An 18285-nucleotide genomic window follows, 5' to 3' on the forward strand; every position below is an offset into this window, starting at 1 on the left:
GCGCGGCGGCATGCCGCTGCAATCCGCTGGGGCATTTGCTGTATGCTCACAGGCATTGCCAGGAGATGCCGCGCCATGTTCACCAGTCTGCTGACGTTTCTGATCACCCTTGCCGCCATGGAAGGCGTTGCCTATCTGGCCCACAAGTACATCATGCATGGCTTTGGCTGGGGCTGGCACCGCTCGCATCACGAGCCACGCCACGGTGTGTTCGAAAAGAACGACCTGTACGCCGTAGTGTTTGCCGGGTTGGCCATCACCCTGATCGCGTTGGGCACTGCCGGCTGGTATCCACTGCAGTGGATCGGTGCCGGCATGACCGGCTATGGCCTGCTCTACTTCATCGCCCATGACGGCCTGGTGCACCGGCGCTGGCCGCTGCGGATCGTGCCGCGCCATGGCTACCTCAAGCGCCTGTACCAGGCTCACCTGATGCACCATGCGGTGCAGGGCAAGGACGGCTGCGTGTCGTTTGGTTTTCTCTACTCGCCTACGGTTGAGCAGTTGAAGGCGCAGCTGCGTGCGCGTCACGGTGGACCGTTGCGCGAGCAGCGAGTGGACGCTGCCAAAGCTGCAGCGCCCGTGGCGGATAGCGACGCCAGCCGCGGCTGAGGGCCTGCCACAGGCCACTGGCAACGGCGGCGAGTTTCTCCCCCTTGCTGGTCGACAGGCGCCCGTCCCAGGCGGCATCACCCGCCGCCAGAATCTTCAGGCCGATGCGCCGATACACCGAACCTGCTGTTGCCACAGCCCAGGCTGAACGCCAGGGCAGGGCACTCAAACCGGCCTGGGCGCTGGCATAGTAGGGCTCTGCCTGCTGCACCAGACGTGTGCCCATGCGCGCCACGGCAGTACGGTGGCGTGGTTCGGCAAGCTGTTCGGCAGTGATCGCAAACTCGTCCAGCCAGGCTTGCGGCAGATAGCAGCGGCCAACCTTGGCATCATCGACGATATCCCGGGCAATATTGGTCAGTTGCATGGCCAGGCCAAGGTCGCAGGCGCGATCGAGCACGGGGTCATCGCGTACGCCCATGACCCGCGCCATCATCAGGCCGACCACGCCGGCCACGTGGTAGCAATAACCCAGTGTTTGCTCCAGCGTCTGGTAGCGCTGGCCGGCAACGTCCTGCTCAAACCCCGCCAGCAGGTCGAACGCCTCTGCCTGCGGTACGCCATGGCGCCGGGCAACTTCGCGCAGTGCAGCAAAGGCGGTGTCGGTGACCGGCTGATCGGCGCAGGCAGCTGCGGTTTGCTGATACAGGCCGGCCAAACGCAGGCGGGCTTCCTCAGTTTCCAGCACGCTAGCCTGATGGCCGGCTTGCTGGCCGTCGATCACGTCGTCACAGTGGCGGCACCAGGCGTACAACAGCACTGCGCTGCGGCGGGTGACCGGGTCGAACAGGCGCGAGGCCGCAGCGAAGCTTTTCGAGCCGACGGCGATGCTGTGTTCGGCGTGGGCGAGCAGTTGCTCGTCGCCACTCATCGCTGCAGATCCTCGAGCATCAAGCCTGCGGTGGCCTTGGCCGAGCCGATCACGCCCGGCACGCCAGCGCCTGGGTGGGTGCCGGCGCCGACCAGGTAGAGGTTGCTCACCTGCGCATCACGGTTATGCGGGCGGAACCAGGCACTTTGGGTCAACACCGGCTCCAGCGAGAACGCCGAGCCCAGGTGGGCGTTGAGTTCGTCACGAAAATCTACCGGGGTGAAGCTGCGGCAAGTGACCAGGTCTTCGCGCAGCCCAGGGATGTAATAGCGCTCGAGGTAATCGAGGATTTTCTCCTGATAGCGTGGGCCTTCGACCGCCCAGTCGACCGGCGCATTGCCCAAATGCGGCACTGGCGCAAGCACGTAATGGCTGGAGCAGCCGTCCGGCGCCATGTCCGGGTCGGTCGCGCAGGGCGAGTGCAGATACAGCGAGAAGTCTTCCGGCAGATTGGGGCCGTTGAAGATTTCCTGCACCAGCTCACGATAGCGCGGGCCGAAGCACACAGTATGGTGACGCAGCTGCGGCTGCCGGCGCTTGAGGCCGAAATGCACAACGAACAACGAGTTGCTGAAGCGCTTGCTTTTCAATCGGCGTGCTTCGGACTGGCCGCGCCGGTGCGCGCCGAGCAGGTCGGCGTAGGTATGCACCACGTCGGCGTTGGAGGCGATCGCATCAGCCGTCCAGTGGCGGCCGTCGCGGCTGCGCGCACCGATCAGGCGGTCGCCCTGGGTATCGAAGCTGACCACGTCGGCGTTCAGCTCGAGGGTGCCACCGAGGTCGGTGAACAGCCGCGCCATGCCCTCGACCAGCGCGCCGGTGCCGCCTTTGGCAAACCACACGCCCCACTCACGCTCCAAGGCGTGGATCAAGGTGTAGATGGCCGAAGTGGCGAATGGATTGCCGCCCACCAGCAGGGCGTGGAAGGAGAACACCTGGCGCAACTGCGGGTTGCGGATGTACTGTCCGACCATGCTGTAGACACTGCGCCAGGCCTGCAAACGTGCCAGCTGCGGGCCGGCATGGAGCATGTCGCGGAAGGTCAGGAACGGCACCGCACCAAGCTTGATATAGCCCTCTTCGAGGACTGCTCGGGAGTACTTCAAAAAGCTCTGATAGCCGGCGACATCGGCCGGCTCCATGGCGTGGATCTGCTGCTCGAGCTCGGCTTGATCGTTGCTGTAGTCGAACTGCGTGCCGTCTTCCCAGCACAGCCGGTAGAACGGCGCGACCGGTAGCAGCTCGACGTAGTCGGCCATCGGCTTGCCGGCCAGCTCGAACAGCGCTTCGATCGCGGTCGGGTCGGTGATCACTGTGGGGCCGGCGTCAAAGGTAAAGCCCTGGTCGTGGTAGACGTAGGCACGCCCGCCCGGCAAGTCGCGACGCTCCAGCAACGTGGTGTGAATCCCGGCCGCTTGCAGGCGAATGGCCAATGCCAGGCCGCCGAGGCCGGCACCAATCACCAGCGCGGTTTTGCCTTGGGTCATGACTGCTCCTTGAAATGCTGTGGAGAATGGCGCAACGCCGCCCGTAGCGCCTGGCCGACGGGGACTGGCGGTTTGCCCGAAAGAATGCGCAGACGATCAGCCGCAGAGCTTTGGCCTGCATAAAAACGTGCGATCAAGCCTTCCGGCAAGCGGTAGAAGCGTTGCATGACCTGCCAGCGCTGCTGCGCGCTGCCAGCCAGGAACAGCATGCGATTGAGCAGCCGATAAAAGCCCTGGCCGCGCCAGCGCTGCGCCAGATAGCTGCCCATGGCCCGGTGCAGCTGCGCGCTGCTGTCGAACGGCTGCGTTGCGAGCCAGTCCGCTAGGCGCACGGCCTCCGGCAGCGAATAGCCGGTCGTACAGTGGCACAGCCCGGCGCGCAGCCCTGATGAGACCTGCCCATGCTGCTGCGCCCACCAGGCCGGAAAGTCTTCTGCCAGGGTGATCGGCAAGTCGCCTTGCTCCTCGCGCAGGCACTCGGCGACCCGCCAACCGTGCTGACGCAGATAGTCATCGATATTGCTGCGCAATTGCGCTGTAACTGGCGGGCTGTGGTCGACGTAGTGGGTGTCCTCGATCAGCAGGGTATCGGCGCTGAACGGCAACACGTAGACAAAGCGGTAACCGTTGCCCTGGGCGACTCGGGCATCCATCAGGATCGGTGCTTGCAAGCCGTGGGGCTGCTCAAGCCGCAGCACCTGGCCGAGAAACGCCTGGCGGCCAAGCACCCGGTGCGGGCTGGCCTCGGCGCCACGGCCATCGATGGTGACCCGCGCCTGCAGCACTTCGCCGCTGGCCAGGGTGACCTGCTCCGGCGCAAGCGAGGTGATCTCGCAGCCGGTACGCAGGGCCGTCCCCAAGGCCTGGGTGATGACCTCGGCAAAGCGCTCGCTGGTGATGCTTGCATAGCCACTGGCCAGGCGCCGCGACAAGTGCGGAAAGTGCACGTGGTAGGCCGGCCAGCGCTTGACCACCAACGGCTCCAGCCAACGCTGCTGGGTGGGCGTGAGGTCGGCATCATGGAACGACCAGGTATGGTTGCCGCCAAGGTTGGCATCACGCTCCAGGCACAGCAGTTTCAGCTCAGGCCGTAGTTGGCTCAGCCGCCAGGCGATCAGGCCATTGGCCAGACCGCCACCGGCGAGGATCAGGTCGTAATGCATGGTGTGTTCTCTGCCAGTACCGGTTGGTGGCTGCGCAACGCTGCCTCGACGATGTCCGCTGCCTTGGCCGCGCCACCGGCCGTGGCCAGTTCGCGTTGCAGCGCAGTCAACCTGGGCAGCGGTTCGCGCAGCAGGTGGGCGAGGGCGCTGCGGATGGCACTGACACTGGCCCGCCGCGACAGCGCCACGCCCAGACGATGATAGGCAACCCGCGCCGCCACGCCCGGTTGATCGAATGCAATCGGCATGACCAACAGCGGCGTGGCTGCGGCAATGGCATCCAGCACGGTATTCAGGCCGCCATGGCTGATGACCACGTCGGCACGGCGCACCGCCCATTGCTGGGGCGCGAAGTCGGTTACGAAGGTAGCGCCCTGTTGCAGCAGCTGCGCTTGCTGAGCGTGATCGAGGCCGCCGCAGTGGGCGATCAGCAGCTGCACATCCAGCGCCTGACAGGCCTGGCTGATCTTGCTGAACAAGTCGAAGCGATGGCCCTGCAGGGTGCCCAGGCTGGCAAACACCAGTGGCCGCGCCGGGTCCAGGGGCCAGTCGGCGGCGTCCTGCTGCGCCGCCACCCGCAGCGGCCCGACTGCATGAAAGTGCGCCGGCAACGCCTGGCGCGGAAAATCAAAGCTGGGCACGGTCTGGCTGATTTGCGCCAGCGGCGACAGCCAGTCATGCAAACCCTCACGCTCGACCAGGCCATGTTCGCGGCAGGCCTGGCGCAGCACGCGCCCCAGTGGCTGCATCAACCAGTCGAAGACCTCGGTGCTGCCGCGGTACAGGCGCCGCTTGAAGCGGCTTTGGCCGTAGTCGAACGGCATCACCGGCAAGGGTATGCCGGGTTCGCGGTTGATCGGCAGCGCGCAGGCGATGGATATCCAGGGAATACCCGCCGCTTCCGCCGCCAGCGCCCCGGCCGGTTCCATCTGGTCACACAGCATGGCATCCACCTGCTGCGCAGCGAGCGCCTCGGGCAGGCAGGCGCAGAGCATCGCGCTGGTGCTCGCCAACTGGTCGATCAAACGGCGCAGATGCATCGGCCCACTGGGGATGGCGGCCAGGCGCAAGGTCTGTTCAAGGTGGTCTTCGGCAAGCCGCCCGTGGCCTACCGCGACAAAGCCGATGCGTGGGTCGCTGAGCCAGCGCTGCGCGGCAGGTTGGTGAAAAAAACTCACGCGGTGGCCGCGCTCGACTAGCTCCCCGGCCAGCGCCTGCAAGGCCTGAAAATGGCTGGGGTAGGGCGGGGCGACCACCGCAAAGTGACTCATGACAGGTCCAGCCCGGCCGCCAGCAAGCGCGCCCGACGCAGCGCTGCCAGGTCACGCGAGCCGGTGCAGAAGCACGCAACGCGCAGCTGGCGAATGATGATCTCGAAGTGCTCGACCACCGCCTCGGTGGACTCGGTGGCGGCCTGCAACACGCCGGCTGCCTGACCGACCAGATCAGCGCCGAGGCGGATCGCCTTGGCCGCATCGATGCCGTCACGAATACCGCCGGAGGCAATCAGCACGCTACTGGGCAAGGCCCGGCGCAATGTCTGCAGACACAGCGGCGTCGGAATGCCCCAGTCCGCGAAAGCCATGGCCACAGCGCGATCGGCCTGGGTGCTGGCACGCTTGGCTTCAACCGCTGCCCAGCTGGTGCCGCCGGTGCCGGCCACGTCGATCACCTGCACACCGGCTTCGAGCAGGTCGCGGGCCACGCTTGGCGAGATCCCCGCGCCGACTTCCTTGATGATCACCGGCACAGGCAGCGCTGCAGTCAGCGCCGAGATCTGCGCGAGCACGCCGCGCCAGTCGCGGTCACCTTCGGGCTGCACTGCTTCCTGCAGCGGGTTGAGGTGGATGATCAAGGCGCTGGCTTCGAGCATTTCGACGGCGCGCCGGGCCAGATCCAGGCCGTCGGCTTCGCGCAGTTGCGCCGCGCCAAGGTTGGCCAGCAGCGGGATATCCGGGGCCAGCCGGCGTAGCTCGCGGGTCAGGCCCTGGTCGTCGGCGCTGCGCAGGCTGACTCGCTGCGAGCCGACACCCATGGCAATCCCCAGCGCCTGCGCAGCCTCGGCCAGATGGCGGTTGATGCGTGTGGCGCGCTCGGCGCCACCGGTCATTGAGCTGATCAGCAGCGGCGCGCGCAATGGCATACCCAGCAAGGAGCTGCTCAGGTCGATGCTGTCGAGGCACAGTTCAGGCAAGGCGCAGTGCTCGAAACGGACCGCGGCCCAGCCGGCATCGGCATGCGCGGTGGTTTTATCTGCGCCCAATACGATGTCAAGATGATCGTCCTTGCGCTGGCTCAACACGCTTTTTTTCATTCCGGCTCCGCTGCCAGTGAATCATTGGGTGAAAATCATGGCCTTACCTTGTACAACGCTAGTAGCTTTGTACAGCTATGCTGGGAAACAGTACAGTTCTGGCAACGGCCCCTGATAGTCGTTCCGTCAACTCGCGGCCTAGACCGCACCACCGAAGAGGCCAGGATGACCACTATCGCCCGTACAACCTCGGCCACTGACGCCGACTTCGCTGTTTACCTTGCTCGCCTGCGGGCAGAGCTGGACAGCCGCCTCAGTGCGCTGCTGCCAGAGGTCGGTCACGAACGCGATCTGCTCGCCGCCGCCATGCGCGAAAGCGCCCTGGCGCCGGGCAAACGCCTGCGCCCGTTGCTGTTGCTGCTGACTGCCGAGAGCTTAGGTGGTTGTAAAGCGGCAGCGCTGGATCTGGGCTGTGCGATCGAGATGGTGCACGCCGCCTCGCTGGTGCTCGATGACTTGCCGTGCATGGACAACGCCGCGCTGCGCCGTGGCCGGCCCACGCTGCACCTGGCGTTTGGCGAGGACGTGGCCATCCTTGCCGCCATTGCCTTGCTGTCGCGCGCCTTTGGCGTGGTGGCGGCGCTACACACGGTCGAGCCGGAGCAGCGCAATCGCCTGATCGCGATCATGGCGCAAACCATCGGTGCCCACGGCCTGGTCAAAGGCCAACTGCAAGACCTGCGTGACGGTGCAACAGTGCGCAGTGCCGAGCAGATCACCGAGACCAATCAGCTCAAGACCGGCGTGCTGTTTGCCGCGATCATGGACATGGCCTGCCTGCTCGGCCATGCCCATGAAGGCGTGCGGCAGCCTTTGCAGCGCTTTGCCAGCGAGCTGGGCCAGGCGTTCCAGCTGCAGGATGATCTGCGCGATTGTGACCCGGACACCGGCAAGGACCTGGGCAAGGACGCCGGCAAGTCGACACTGTTTGCCTTGTGCGGCGAAACCCAGACGCGCCATCGCCTGCACAGCCACCTTGAGGCTGCCGAGCAGTGCCTGGAGCAGGTGTTTCTTGCCGAGCAACCGATTGGTTGCCTGCTGCGTGCAGTGTTCGCCAATGTGCGTTCACCCTTGGCCCAATCAAACTTTTGCGCCAGCGTGCGATCTGCTGAAGTACAGGTAGATATCTCAAGGAGCACGTCATGACCGACCACGACCCGCAACACACCGGCGACAAGGTGCCACGTCCACTGTCCTCCGAGCAGGCCCAGCAAGGCCAGCGCGTAGAGGGCAAACCGCTGGAGCGGCCGGACCCGGACACCGAAACGATCGACAAGGTGATTACGCCCACTTCGATCAAGGAGCTGGATGAGCAGACCGCAGAAATCGAGCGGCGCCTGCGTGAGGCGCGGGAGAAGGGTTTGTAATTTCTTGAAGGCGTGCCTGCCTGCTGATTGCCAGCAGGCAGGCACGCTTGGCACCGCGCCTGCCAGGGCGCGGTTGATCAACGTCAGAAGGTGTAGGCAACCCCGGCCTGCACAGTGCGTGGCTCACCTGGGTAGGCGTAGCGATTGAACGCGCCTTCGTCATAGCCTTTGTTGAACACGTTGCGCACATCCAGATTCAGCCGCACATGCTCGTTCAACTGATAGAAGCTCAGCAGGTCGACCACGGTGTATTGCTCCATGGTGTAGGTGCTGGCGGCCGTCTGACCCTGGCGGTCATCCACGTATTTGACGCCCATGCCCATGCCGAAACCTTTGGCCAGGCCGTCCTGGAATTCGTAGGTGTTGAGCAGGCTGAAGCTGTTGCGCGGGATGTTGGCCAGGCGGGTGCCGGTAGGCAGGGTGTTGTCCTTGGTGACTTCAGCATCCACGTAAGCGTAGCCGCCGATTACCCGCCACTCAGGGGTCAGGTTGCCGGCCACGTTGATATCCAGGCCACGGCTGCGTACTTCACCGGCGGCGACGCTGAAGGTGCCGGTAGGATCAGCTGGGTCGCGGGTCAGCACGTTCTCTTTGACGATGTGGTAGATCGCCGCGTCGACGCTTAGCTGGCGATCCAGTGGCTCCCACTTGACGCCCAGTTCGTAGGATTTGCCCTTTTCAGGATCGAAGCCGTTGCCTTGCATGCTCGCGCCGCTGTTTGGTTTGAACGAGCGTGCGGTGTTGGCATACACGGCGACAGTTTCGGTCAGGTCGTAGATCGCACCCAGGCGCGGGGTGACGGCGTTGTCTGCTGCGTCCCAGCCAGTGGTGCCTGGCAGGTAGTTTTCGTACTCGTGCTCGAAGCGCTCGAGCCTCACACCAGCCAGCACCTTGAAACGCTCGGTCAGGGCGACTTGATCTTGCACGAAGGCCGACCAGGTCTTGAGATTCTCTTTGTCATGCGTTGTGGTGCGATTAATGGCAGGGCGTGGCTGACCAAGCACCGGATTATAAATGTCGACCGGGTACGCCGCTGAAGACCGCTGAATAATCGACTTGTAGTCATAGTCCTCATACTCAACACCTGTCAGCAAGGTGTGAGCGAAGCCTGCGGTTTCGAAGTGGCCGGTCAGATTGAGCTGGTAGTCACGATCAGTCCACTCCAGCTTGCGGTAGTTGAAGTTGCGCTGCAGGGTGCGTCCATCGGCAGGCGGGCCATTGGCCTCAACCGCATTCCCTTTCAAACTCCCATCCAGCCACTGCATACCGCCAGCCAGGGTCCAATTGTCATTGAGCAGATGCTCAAAGCGCAGCTGGGCCATGTTGTTGTCGTTGTGCAGCAGGTTGTCGCTGCCTTTCTCCCAGACGTTGGTGTCACGCGAGGCGCTGCCGCGCTGGGTGTCATAGCGGGTCAAACCACGGTCGAGCGGGTGGTTGTTGCGCATGAAATCGCCTTCGAAGACGATCTTGGTGCTGTCGTTGGCCTGCCAGCTGAGTACCGGGGCGACATCATAGCGTTCGCTGTCAACGTCATCGCGGAAGCTCTCGCCGCCTTCGCCCAATACGTTCAGGCGATAGGCCAGGCTGCCGTCTTCGCTGAGCGGGCCGGTGGCGTCGAGCGTTGCCCGGTGCATGCCCTGGTCATCGAACTGGCTGCCCAAGGTCACCTTGGATTCGGGCAACGGCTGTTTGCTGACAACGTTGAAGGTGCCGCCGGGATCGCCACGGCCATACAGGCTGCTGGCCGGGCCGCGCAGTACTTCCAGGCGCTCGACGGTGTTGGCGTCCGGCGCGTTGGGGTAGCCGCGGTTGATCGGGAAGCCATTGCGATAGTACTCGCCCGTGGTGAAACCGCGCACGGTGACGGTGGTCAGGCCCTGGCCGCCGAAGTTGTTGGCCCGGCCCACGCCGCCGGCGTAATCCAGCGCGTCCTGCAGGCGGGTAGCGCCAGTGTCTTCGAGCACGTCCTTGGGCACCACGCTGACTGACTGCGGAGTCTCGTGCAGGGCGGTGTCGGTGCGGGTAGCGCTGGCCGAGCGGGTGGCGCGGTAGCCGATCACAGGGCCATCGGCGCGTTCGCGCTCGCTGGCGGCATCGATGTTGACGGCTTGCAGCTCGACCGTTTGGGCCGGGTCGGCATCAGCCAAAGCCACAGGGGAGATAACATTGAGCAGACAAAGGGAAACGAACGCACGACGCATGGACGATACGATCCTGGCAGGGGGAAGATGCGCGGGATCATATCTGGAAACAATTCTCGTTTACAGAAATATTTTGCGTACTAACGTACCAGGTTTTGGCTGCAATCGTTGGGTTGATTGCCCAGCGAGCCGCAGCGCTGACAAAGCGCTGCGGCAGGCCGATCAGTGCGGAGCGCGGATGATCGTCTTGAGCAGGTCTTCCGGGCTGATATGCCCAACCACCTGCTGGACGCCGCCACTGCCTGGCGAAGGCAGGTCGATGATGTGCGAGCGCATCTTGCCGACAACATGCATCTCACACGGCTTGCAATCGAACTTCAAAGTCAGCACTTCGTCGCCCTGGATCAATTGCATCGGTGCAACCTTGGTGCGTACGCCGGTCACGCCTTTGGCCTGTTTCGGGCACAGGTTGAAGGAGAACCGCAAACAGTGCTTGGTGATCATCACCGGCACTTCGCCCAGCTCTTCGTGAGCCTCGTAGGCGGCGTCGATCAACTGCACACCGTGGCGGTGATAAAACGCCCGGGCCTTCTCGTTGTAGACGTTGGCCAGGAACGACAGGTGCGATTCCGGATACACCGGCGGCGGGTTGCTTTCGGCCTTGCGCGCACCGCGTGGGTGGGCAGCGATCCGTGCTGCGGTCAGCGCCTCGATGGCCTCACGGCGCAGAGCCTTGAGCTGCGAGTTGGGGATGAAGAACGCCTGCGGTGCATCCAGCTCGATAGCGCTGGCGTGGTACTGGGTGGTGCCCAGTTGGCCGAGCAGGTCATGCAGTTGATCGAGCGCCTGTTGCGGCTTGTTGGCTGGGCCAAACGGGCCGTCGAGGGCGACGCTGACGCTGATGCCTTCTTCACTGGTGGCGGTCAGCTGCAGACGCTGCTCGCTCAGTTGCGCCTGCCAGGCCACGCCGACCCGGCGCTCCGCGGAGGTGCGCTGCAAGGCCTGCTGCCAGTTGTGATCGAGGTTGCGCGACAGCGGATGGTTCGGCTTGAGCCGGTACATGCCATCCGGCATCTCGTTGGGCTCGACCCGGTAACGGTAGCGCGGTGCACCGTCTTCCTCGAACTCGCCCTTGAGCTCGGCGATGTTGGCGCGGAAACCCACCACTTCGCGCTTGACCAGCACGTTGAGGCCGTCACCGTTGCTCAATGGCACCTCGGTGACCACCTGCATGTCACGCTTGCCGACCTTTTCCACCACGCCTACCGGCAGGCCGGTGAAGGTGGGCGAGTCGAACGCGCCGATGTCGATCTTGCGGTCGCTGACGAAGTAGTCAGTGCTGCCGCGGTGGAAGGTCTTGTCCGGGTCGGGCATGAAGAAGTGTTCGGTGCGGCCACTGGAAGCACGCGCCAGCTCGGGGCGGTTCTCCAGAATCGCATCGAGCTCTTTGCGGTAATGGGCAGTGATGTTCTTCACATAGCCCATGTCCTTGTAGCGGCCCTCGATCTTGAACGAGCGCACGCCGGCATCGACCAGATCGCTGAGGTTGGCGGTCTGGTTGTTGTCTTTCATCGACAGCAGGTGCTTCTCGAACGCTACTACTCGGCCCTGATCATCCTTGAGCGTGTACGGCAGGCGGCAGGCCTGCGAGCAGTCGCCACGGTTGGCACTGCGCCCGGTCTGCGCCTGGGAGATATTGCACTGGCCGGAGAACGCCACGCACAGCGCGCCATGGATGAAGAACTCGATGGCCGCATCGGTTTCGCTGGCAATCGCGCGGATCTCTTGCAGGTTGAGTTCACGCGCCAGCACCAGCTGGGAGAAGCCGGCCTGATCGAGGAAACGCGCCCGAGCCAGGGTACGGATGTCGGTCTGGGTGCTGGCGTGCAGCTCGATCGGCGGGATGTCCAGCTCCATCACCCCAAGGTCCTGCACGATCAACGCATCGACGCCGGCATCGTACAGCTGATGGATCAGCTTGCGCGCTGGCTCCAGCTCGTTGTCATGGAGGATGGTGTTGATGGTGGTGAACACCCGCGCATGGTAGCGCCGGGCGAACTCGACCAGTTCGGCGATCTCGCTGACTTCGTTGCAGGCGTTGTGCCGCGCGCCGAAGCTCGGGCCGCCGATATAGATGGCGTCAGCGCCGTGCAGGATGGCTTCGCGGGCAATCGCCACGTCGCGGGCAGGGCTGAGCAGTTCCAGGTGATTCTTGGGCAAGGACATGGCTTTATTTTTTCGGGCTGTCACGGTTTAGGCGGGCATTGTAACGGTGAAACGCTCACGCGGCACCTGCGCACTGCCCGATGGTGAGTCGGTACTGGTCAATTAGCTTGAACGCCTGCGCTTGCCACCCGGTCGTACCTGAAAACATAGCCCGACTGACCGTGATGAGGCCCCGACCATGAGCGACACCCCGACCGACCCTAGCGGCCAGGCCATCAGCCTGACCTTGAACGGAACGCCCCGGCAGCTGCAGGTGCAGCCCTGGACCACCTTGCTTGACCTGCTGCGCGAGCAGCTCGACCTGACCGGTACCAAGAAAGGCTGCGACCACGGCCAGTGCGGCGCCTGCACAGTGCTGCGCAATGGCCGCCGGGTCAACGCCTGCCTGACCCTGGCGATCATGTGCGATGGCGACCAGCTGACCACCATCGAAGGGGTCGCAGACGGCGACAGCCTGCACCCGCTGCAACAAGCCTTCATCGAGCATGATGCCTTCCAATGCGGCTACTGCACCCCCGGGCAGATCTGCTCGGCGCTGGGCATGGCCAACGAAGGCCGCGTGCGCAGTCGTGACGATATCAAGGAAGCCATGAGTGGCAACCTGTGCCGCTGCGGTGCCTACAGCAATATTCTCGATGCCGTGGAAGCGACCTTGCCGTTGATTCATGGAGGGCCGCGGCCATGACTCCGTTCCAGTACAGCAAGCCCACCAGCATCGACGCCGCTTTGGCCCTGACCGGCCCACAGGCGCGGTTTATCGCTGGCGGCACCAACCTGCTCGACCTGATGAAAGAAAACCTCGACCAGCCCGAACACCTGATCGACATCACCGGCCTGCCGCTGGACCAGATCAGCGAAACCGAGGCGGGCGGGCTGCTGGTCGGTGCGCTGGTAAGCAACGCCGACCTGGCCTGGCATCCCCTCGTCGAACAGGCCTATCCGCTGCTCAGCCAGGCGATCCTGGCTGGTGCTTCGCCGCAGTTGCGTAACATGGCCAGCACTGGTGGCAACCTGCTGCAGCGCACCCGGTGCTACTACTTCTATGACGCCGGCACGCCGTGCAACAAGCGCGAACCTGGCTCGGGCTGCCCAGCCCGTGATGGCCTCAACCGCATTCATGCGATTCTGGGCGCCAGTGACAGCTGCGTTGCGGTGCACCCCTCGGACATGTGTGTGGCGCTGGCAGCGCTTGAGGCGCGGGTACATGTGCAGGGCAAGGCTGGCGTGCGCCAGATCGACTTTGCCGACTTCCACCGCCTGCCGGGTGACAGCCCGCAGCGCGACAACCAACTGGCCGACGATGAACTGATCACCGCCATCGAGCTGCCGGCGCCGCAGTTCAGCCAGCACAGCCACTACCTCAAGGTCCGCGACCGGGAGTCCTATGCGTTTGCGCTGGTCTCGGTTGCCGCCGCGCTGGAACTCGACGGCGACAACATCGTCAGCGCCCGGCTGGCGCTTGGCGGCGTCGCCCACAAGCCTTGGCGCAACCCAGCGGTGGAGCAGATGCTGCAGGGCCGCGCTGCCACCGGCGAGAGCTTCGCCGCTGCGGCGGACATGCTCCTGGCCGATGCCCAGCCACTGGCGCACAACGCCTTCAAGATCAAGCTGGCCCACGCGGCCATCGTCCGTGCCTTCACTGAAGCTGCCGCAACAGGAGTTGCCTGATGAATACCTTGAAACCCGTTAGCGGCCAGCCCATGGACCGCGTCGACGGCCCGGCCAAGGTCACCGGTCAGGCCCGTTACGCGGCCGAATACCCCACCCCTGATTTGCTCCATGGCAGCGTGGTCTCGAGCACCATCGCCCGCGGCCGCGTGCGCCATATCGACTGCGAGGCAGCATTGCGCCTGCCAGGCGTGGTGGCGGTGCTGCACCATCAGAACCGGCCAAAGCTGGCGGGCGAAGACGAGCAGTACGAAGACGCTGATTCGGCAGATGGCTCGCCGTTTCGCCCGCTATACAACGACCGTGTGCTCTACAGCGGTCAGCCGCTGGCACTGGTCGTCGCCGACAACCTCGAACTGGCCCGGCATGCCGGCACGCTGGTGCGCATCGAATACGAAACCGACGCCCATCAGACCGATCTGCTCGCCGGGCAGGCCCATCCTGCGCCGGCTGAGCTTCCCAAACCCCGCGGCGACTTCCAGCAAGCCTATGACGCTGCACAGGTGCGGGTCGATGCTACTTACAGCACCCCGATCGAGCATCACAACCCGATGGAGCCGCACGCGTCCACGGTCATCTACCACCCAGGCGGCAATCTGGAAGTCCACGACAAGACCCAAGGCACGCAGAATTGCCGTGATTATCTGCACAGCGTGTTCGGCCTGCCCAAGGAGAAACTGCGAGTATTCGCGGCCTATGTCGGCGGCGCGTTCGGCTCTGGTTTGCGCCCGCAGTATCAGTTGCCACTGGCCGTGATGGCGGCGCTGCAACTGCAGCGCTCAGTGCGCGTCACCCTAACGCGCCAGCAAATGTTCACCTTCGGCTACCGCCCACGCACTGTGCAGCAGTTGCGCCTGGCCGCTGACGCGCAGGGCAAGCTGCAGGCGATCCATCACGCCGCTACCGGCCAGACCTCGCGCTTCGAAGACTTCAGCGAGCACGTGGTCGAGTGGAGCGGCATGCTCTACCAGTGTGACAACGTGGCCATGGACTACCGCCTGGTGCCGCTGGATGTCTACACGCCGCTGGACATGCGTGCGCCTGGCGCGGCGCTGGGCTTGATTGGCCTGGAATGTGCGATGGACGAGCTGGCGGTGGAACTGGGCATGGACCCGGTCGAGTTACGCCGGCAGAACTTTGCCGAGAGCAACGGCAACGAAGGCAAACCGTATTCCAGCAAAGCTCTGCTGGACTGCTATAGCCAAGGTGCCGAACGCTTTGGCTGGGCCGCGCGCAATCCGCAGCCACGCAGCATGCGCGAAGGCCATGAGCTGATAGGCTGGGGTATGGCCGGCGGGGTCTGGGAAGCGATGCAGATGAAAGCCAGCGCCCGTGCGCGCCTCGATGCCCACGGCCAGTTGGTGGTGAGCAGCGCGACCACCGATATCGGCACCGGCACCTATACCGTGATGACCCAGATCGCCGCCGACGCGATGGGCATGGCGCCGGCTGAGGTGACCTTTCTGCTGGGGGATTCGGCGCTGCCGACCGCACCGTTGCAGGGGGGCTCGTTCACCGTGTCGTCGGTCGGTTCAGCGGTGCGCCAGGCCTGTGAAGTGCTGCGCGGCAAACTGCTGATGGCAGCGCGCAGCTGCTACCCGGAGCTGGCCGGTCATCCGGCTGAGGACATGGTTATCAGTGAGGGTGAACTGCATGTTGGTCGCCGCCGTTATCCGCTGGGCGAAATACTGCCGCGCAGTGGCCTGGAGGCGAAGGTGGTGTGCGAGCCCGATGCCCGCCGTGACGGCTATGCAACGGCGACGCACTCAGCGGTATTCGTTGAGGTGCGGGTCGATGAGGAGCTCGGTACGGTGCGTCTTGGGCGGGTTGTCAGTGCGATTGCAGCGGGGCGGGTGATCAATCCGAAGATGGCCCGCAGCCAGATTCTCGGTGGGGTGGTCTGGGGTGTCAGCATGGCGCTGCATGAAGAGACCTTGATCGACCATGAGCTGGGCCGCTACATGAACCACAACCTGGCGGAGTACCACATTCCGGTACAGGCGGATTTCGCCGACATCGATGTGCTGTTCGTGGATGAACCGGACGAGATCGTCAACGCCCTCGGCTCCAAGGGCGTCGGCGAGATCGGTATCGTCGGGGTGCCGGCGGCGGTGGCCAATGCGGTGTATCACGCAACTGGCAAGCGGATGCGTGAGTTCCCGTTGACTATTGATCGAGTGCTTGGTTGAGGCTGACTCCGGCTGCAGCGGCCTGGATCGAGGCTGCTGCAGCCGGGGCAGAGGTCAGAACTGGTATTCCATGCCGGCGCCGGCGTACCAGGAGCGGCCGGGGGCTGCTTCGTAGTAGCGCTGGTTTCCATCGCCGACAATCACCGAACCGACGTATTGGCGATCGGTCAGGTTGTCCAACCGCAGCAGTTGATGGAAGGTCCATGGGCCAAGGTTCTGCTCGAAGCGCGTGCGCCAGTTGAATACGGTATAGGCCGGCGCAGCGGTTTGTTGATTGCTGTCCTCAACGTAGACTTTGCTGCGATATTGGCCCTCAAGGCCCATGCTGATCCCTGGATGCGGTTTCCACACGAGCTCGGCAAATAGACTGCTGCGCGGTACGCCAGGCAAATTGTTGCCTTTCTCGATGGTGCTGCTGCCTTGGCTGACGGATTCGTCATAGGTTGCATCAAGCAGCGTGTAGGCGACGTTGGCCTGCCATTGTTCGCTCAGCTCCCGTTGCACACCAAGCTCCAGGCCACGTCGCAGTGTCTGGCCGGCGTTTTGGTAACTGGTGCGACCGTTGTTTGAAGCAAATACCACCACTTCGTCTTCGGTCTGAATCTCGAACAGCGCCAGGTTGATCCGGGTGCGGTCGTCTGGACGGGCTTTAAGGCCGATCTCGTACTGGGTGCTGGTCGCGGGTTTGAGGCCGAAGTTGAAGCCTTCCACGGCACCTGGCGCATAGGCCATCTCGGCCTGCGTCGGGGTCTCGAACGCCTTGCCAGCGCTGACGTAGCCGTGCAGCTCAGGGGTGAAGGCGTACATCACCGACAGTGTCGGCGTGGTGCGTTGATACTTTTTCGAGCCGCTGGAATCGCCATTGGCCAGGTACTTGTCGTCGACCTCCATTTCCATGCTGCTGCGGCGCACGCCAGCGTCCACGGTCCAGCGGTCGAGTTCCCAGTGGGCTTGTAGATAAGGGTCGAGGCTGGTGGCGGTGTCCTTCTCGTCGCGACGCAGTTCACCTTTGACGCCCAGCGTGTCGCCGCTGAAGTTCTGGAAGCCGCGGCGGTCGTCCGTGCTGCGGTCGTAGTCAGCGCCGGCAGTGAGAGTCAGGGCACCGTAGGCGACTTCGATCGGTTGAATCCAGCGCAAGGTGCCACCGTGGAACTCCCGGTCGAAATCGACCACGCCACCGCCGCGGTTGTTGGGCGCTGTGCCTCGGGGGATCGACAGATACTGAATCACACTGCGCTTGCCCGCATACAGATTGAACTGCAAGGTCGCGTCACCGAAATAACGCTCGTAATTCATCCCCACTTGCTGGTGATGGATGCTTTTGCGCGTGTTGTATTCTTCGGCGCGGCTGCTCACTGAGCGCGGGTCAGCCTTGTAACCTTGCCAGGTCTGCCCCAGCGGGTCCTGGGTGCCGTTCTGCTCCAAAGTGCTGAAGATCAGTGCCAGGCGGCTGTCTTCATCGGGGCGCACATGCACCTTGGCAAAGGTCTGGTCGCGCCGGGCCGCACTGTGGTCGCGGTAGCCATCGGTGTCCAAGCGAGAAGCATCGAGGACGAACCCGGCATAGTCATTGCCACCCTCACCGTAGACATGGTTCTTGTTGAAGCCATCGCTGCCAAAGGTGGTGTCGACGCCGACTTTGGGCGCCCCGGCACCATCGCGGGAGAACATCTGGATGACCCCGCCGGCATTGCTGCCGTAGATCGCCGAAGCCGGCCCGCGCAGCACTTCGATGCGCTCGGCCACATCGAGGTTGAGCGAGGCCGCCTGGCCTTGGCCATCGGGCGTACTTGCCGGGATTCCATCGCTGAGCAGCTTGATCCCGCGAATGCCAAATGCCGACCGAGCGCCATACCCGCGAGAAGATATCTGCAGGTCCTGGGCGTAGTTCTGACGGTTCTGCACCACCAGCCCGGGCACGCGATTGAGCGCCTCGGACAAATTGACCCCCAACTGGCCATCAGCGATCTGCGCGCGTTCCACGGTGTCGATGGAGTAGGGCAGGTCGAAGCTCTGGTTGGGTGCATAGGTGCCCGTGACTACCACCGGCTCGAGCAGGTTGAAGGTGGTTGCGGGCTCGGCATGGGCCAGGCTGCACAGGCCGAGGGTTGGCAGTAGAACGGTGAAATGGCGACGCATGGGGCTTCCTGCAGCTTGAAACGGTGATAAAAGTGCGGCTTACGCGGTCCCCGTAGGAGCGGCCTTGTGTCGCGAAAGGGCTGCGTAGCGGCCCCAGGATCTGCGCCA

The 18285-nt window shown here is 64.0% G+C and carries 13 protein-coding genes and 1 pseudogene; 6 read left to right on the forward strand and 8 right to left on the reverse strand.

The window, feature by feature from the left end; genetic code table 11:
• The first annotated feature begins 75 nt into the window (after positions 1-75).
• Complete coding sequence (locus IDM28_RS10455) at positions 76-612, forward strand: sterol desaturase family protein (protein ID WP_101319132.1); 537 nt, start codon at positions 76-78, stop codon at positions 610-612.
• On the opposite strand, the pseudogene IDM28_RS10460 reads toward IDM28_RS10455, so the two are convergent.
• The 5 genes and pseudogenes from IDM28_RS10460 to fni all read right to left on the reverse strand — a co-directional run.
• Positions 557-1483 (reverse strand): annotated as a pseudogene (locus IDM28_RS10460) (phytoene/squalene synthase family protein); the annotation flags it as partial. The gene IDM28_RS10455 and the pseudogene IDM28_RS10460 overlap by 56 nt on opposite strands.
• Complete coding sequence (locus IDM28_RS10465) at positions 1480-2970, reverse strand: phytoene desaturase (protein WP_101319134.1); 1491 nt, start codon at positions 2968-2970, stop codon at positions 1480-1482. The pseudogene IDM28_RS10460 and the gene IDM28_RS10465, both read right to left, overlap by 4 nt.
• Entirely contained in the window at positions 2967-4133 is a 1167-nt protein-coding gene (gene crtY / locus IDM28_RS10470; protein ID WP_188035864.1) for a lycopene beta-cyclase CrtY, read from the reverse strand. The genes IDM28_RS10465 and crtY overlap by 4 nt, the downstream gene beginning before the upstream one ends.
• A complete protein-coding gene (locus IDM28_RS10475) occupies positions 4118-5404 on the reverse strand; it encodes a glycosyltransferase (protein ID WP_188035865.1) in 1287 nt (428 codons plus the stop codon). The genes crtY and IDM28_RS10475 overlap by 16 nt, the downstream gene beginning before the upstream one ends.
• Complete coding sequence (gene fni / locus IDM28_RS10480) at positions 5401-6447, reverse strand: type 2 isopentenyl-diphosphate Delta-isomerase (RefSeq protein WP_188035866.1); 1047 nt, start codon at positions 6445-6447, stop codon at positions 5401-5403. Before fni ends, IDM28_RS10475 begins: the two co-directional genes overlap by 4 nt.
• A gap of 165 nt (positions 6448-6612) precedes the next feature.
• On the opposite strand from fni, the gene IDM28_RS10485 reads away from it, so the two are divergent.
• Positions 6613-7593 (forward strand): polyprenyl synthetase family protein, encoded by a 981-nt coding sequence (locus IDM28_RS10485; RefSeq protein WP_188035867.1) that lies wholly within the window; start codon positions 6613-6615, stop codon positions 7591-7593.
• Positions 7590-7814 (forward strand): hypothetical protein, encoded by a 225-nt coding sequence (locus tag IDM28_RS10490; RefSeq protein WP_101319144.1) that lies wholly within the window; start codon positions 7590-7592, stop codon positions 7812-7814. The genes IDM28_RS10485 and IDM28_RS10490 overlap by 4 nt, the downstream gene beginning before the upstream one ends.
• A gap of 83 nt (positions 7815-7897) precedes the next feature.
• Here IDM28_RS10490 and IDM28_RS10495 read toward each other — a convergent pair whose 3' ends face one another.
• A complete protein-coding gene (locus tag IDM28_RS10495; RefSeq protein ID WP_188035868.1) occupies positions 7898-10015 on the reverse strand; it encodes a TonB-dependent siderophore receptor in 2118 nt (705 codons plus the stop codon).
• 162 nt (positions 10016-10177) lie between these two features.
• Positions 10178-12181: a peptidase U32 family protein gene (locus tag IDM28_RS10500; protein WP_150569337.1), complete on the reverse strand. Its 2004-nt coding sequence runs from the start codon at positions 12179-12181 to the stop codon at positions 10178-10180.
• Between the two features lie 178 nt (positions 12182-12359).
• Here IDM28_RS10500 and IDM28_RS10505 point away from each other — a divergent pair, with 178 nt between their 5' ends.
• The 3 genes from IDM28_RS10505 to IDM28_RS10515 are packed head-to-tail and all read left to right on the forward strand — an operon-like array spanning position 12360 to position 16038.
• Positions 12360-12866, forward strand: a complete 507-nt coding sequence (locus IDM28_RS10505) for a (2Fe-2S)-binding protein (protein ID WP_150569336.1) — start codon at positions 12360-12362, stop codon at positions 12864-12866.
• A complete protein-coding gene (locus tag IDM28_RS10510; RefSeq protein WP_188035869.1) occupies positions 12863-13849 on the forward strand; it encodes an FAD binding domain-containing protein in 987 nt (328 codons plus the stop codon). Before IDM28_RS10505 ends, IDM28_RS10510 begins: the two co-directional genes overlap by 4 nt.
• Complete coding sequence (locus IDM28_RS10515) at positions 13849-16038, forward strand: xanthine dehydrogenase family protein molybdopterin-binding subunit (protein ID WP_101319154.1); 2190 nt, start codon at positions 13849-13851, stop codon at positions 16036-16038. The genes IDM28_RS10510 and IDM28_RS10515 overlap by 1 nt, the downstream gene beginning before the upstream one ends.
• A 54-nt stretch (positions 16039-16092) precedes the next feature.
• On the opposite strand, the gene IDM28_RS10520 is transcribed toward IDM28_RS10515, so the two are convergent.
• The gene (locus tag IDM28_RS10520) at positions 16093-18177 is read right to left on the reverse strand and encodes a TonB-dependent receptor family protein (RefSeq protein ID WP_188035870.1); all 2085 of its coding nucleotides are present in this window, start codon (positions 18175-18177) and stop codon (positions 16093-16095) included.
• Positions 18178-18285 lie beyond the last annotated feature (108 nt).

Origin of the sequence: Pseudomonas sp. EZ-C24 (assembly GCF_014525325.1) — a bacterium.
Classification (GTDB): Bacteria; Pseudomonadota; Gammaproteobacteria; order Pseudomonadales; family Pseudomonadaceae; genus Aquipseudomonas; species Aquipseudomonas shirazensis.

Coding starts and splice junctions, on each gene's coding strand:
- IDM28_RS10455 (WP_101319132.1), top strand. CDS start 76: ATGTTCACCAGTCTGCTGACGTTTCTGATCACCCTTGCCGCCATGGAA.
- IDM28_RS10465 (WP_101319134.1), bottom strand. CDS start 2,970: ATGACCCAAGGCAAAACCGCGCTGGTGATTGGTGCCGGCCTCGGCGGC.
- crtY (WP_188035864.1), bottom strand. CDS start 4,133: ATGCATTACGACCTGATCCTCGCCGGTGGCGGTCTGGCCAATGGCCTG.
- IDM28_RS10475 (WP_188035865.1), bottom strand. CDS start 5,404: ATGAGTCACTTTGCGGTGGTCGCCCCGCCCTACCCCAGCCATTTTCAG.
- fni (WP_188035866.1), bottom strand. CDS start 6,447: ATGAAAAAAAGCGTGTTGAGCCAGCGCAAGGACGATCATCTTGACATC.
- IDM28_RS10485 (WP_188035867.1), top strand. CDS start 6,613: ATGACCACTATCGCCCGTACAACCTCGGCCACTGACGCCGACTTCGCT.
- IDM28_RS10490 (WP_101319144.1), top strand. CDS start 7,590: ATGACCGACCACGACCCGCAACACACCGGCGACAAGGTGCCACGTCCA.
- IDM28_RS10495 (WP_188035868.1), bottom strand. CDS start 10,015: ATGCGTCGTGCGTTCGTTTCCCTTTGTCTGCTCAATGTTATCTCCCCT.
- IDM28_RS10500 (WP_150569337.1), bottom strand. CDS start 12,181: ATGTCCTTGCCCAAGAATCACCTGGAACTGCTCAGCCCTGCCCGCGAC.
- IDM28_RS10505 (WP_150569336.1), top strand. CDS start 12,360: ATGAGCGACACCCCGACCGACCCTAGCGGCCAGGCCATCAGCCTGACC.
- IDM28_RS10510 (WP_188035869.1), top strand. CDS start 12,863: ATGACTCCGTTCCAGTACAGCAAGCCCACCAGCATCGACGCCGCTTTG.
- IDM28_RS10515 (WP_101319154.1), top strand. CDS start 13,849: ATGAATACCTTGAAACCCGTTAGCGGCCAGCCCATGGACCGCGTCGAC.
- IDM28_RS10520 (WP_188035870.1), bottom strand. CDS start 18,177: ATGCGTCGCCATTTCACCGTTCTACTGCCAACCCTCGGCCTGTGCAGC.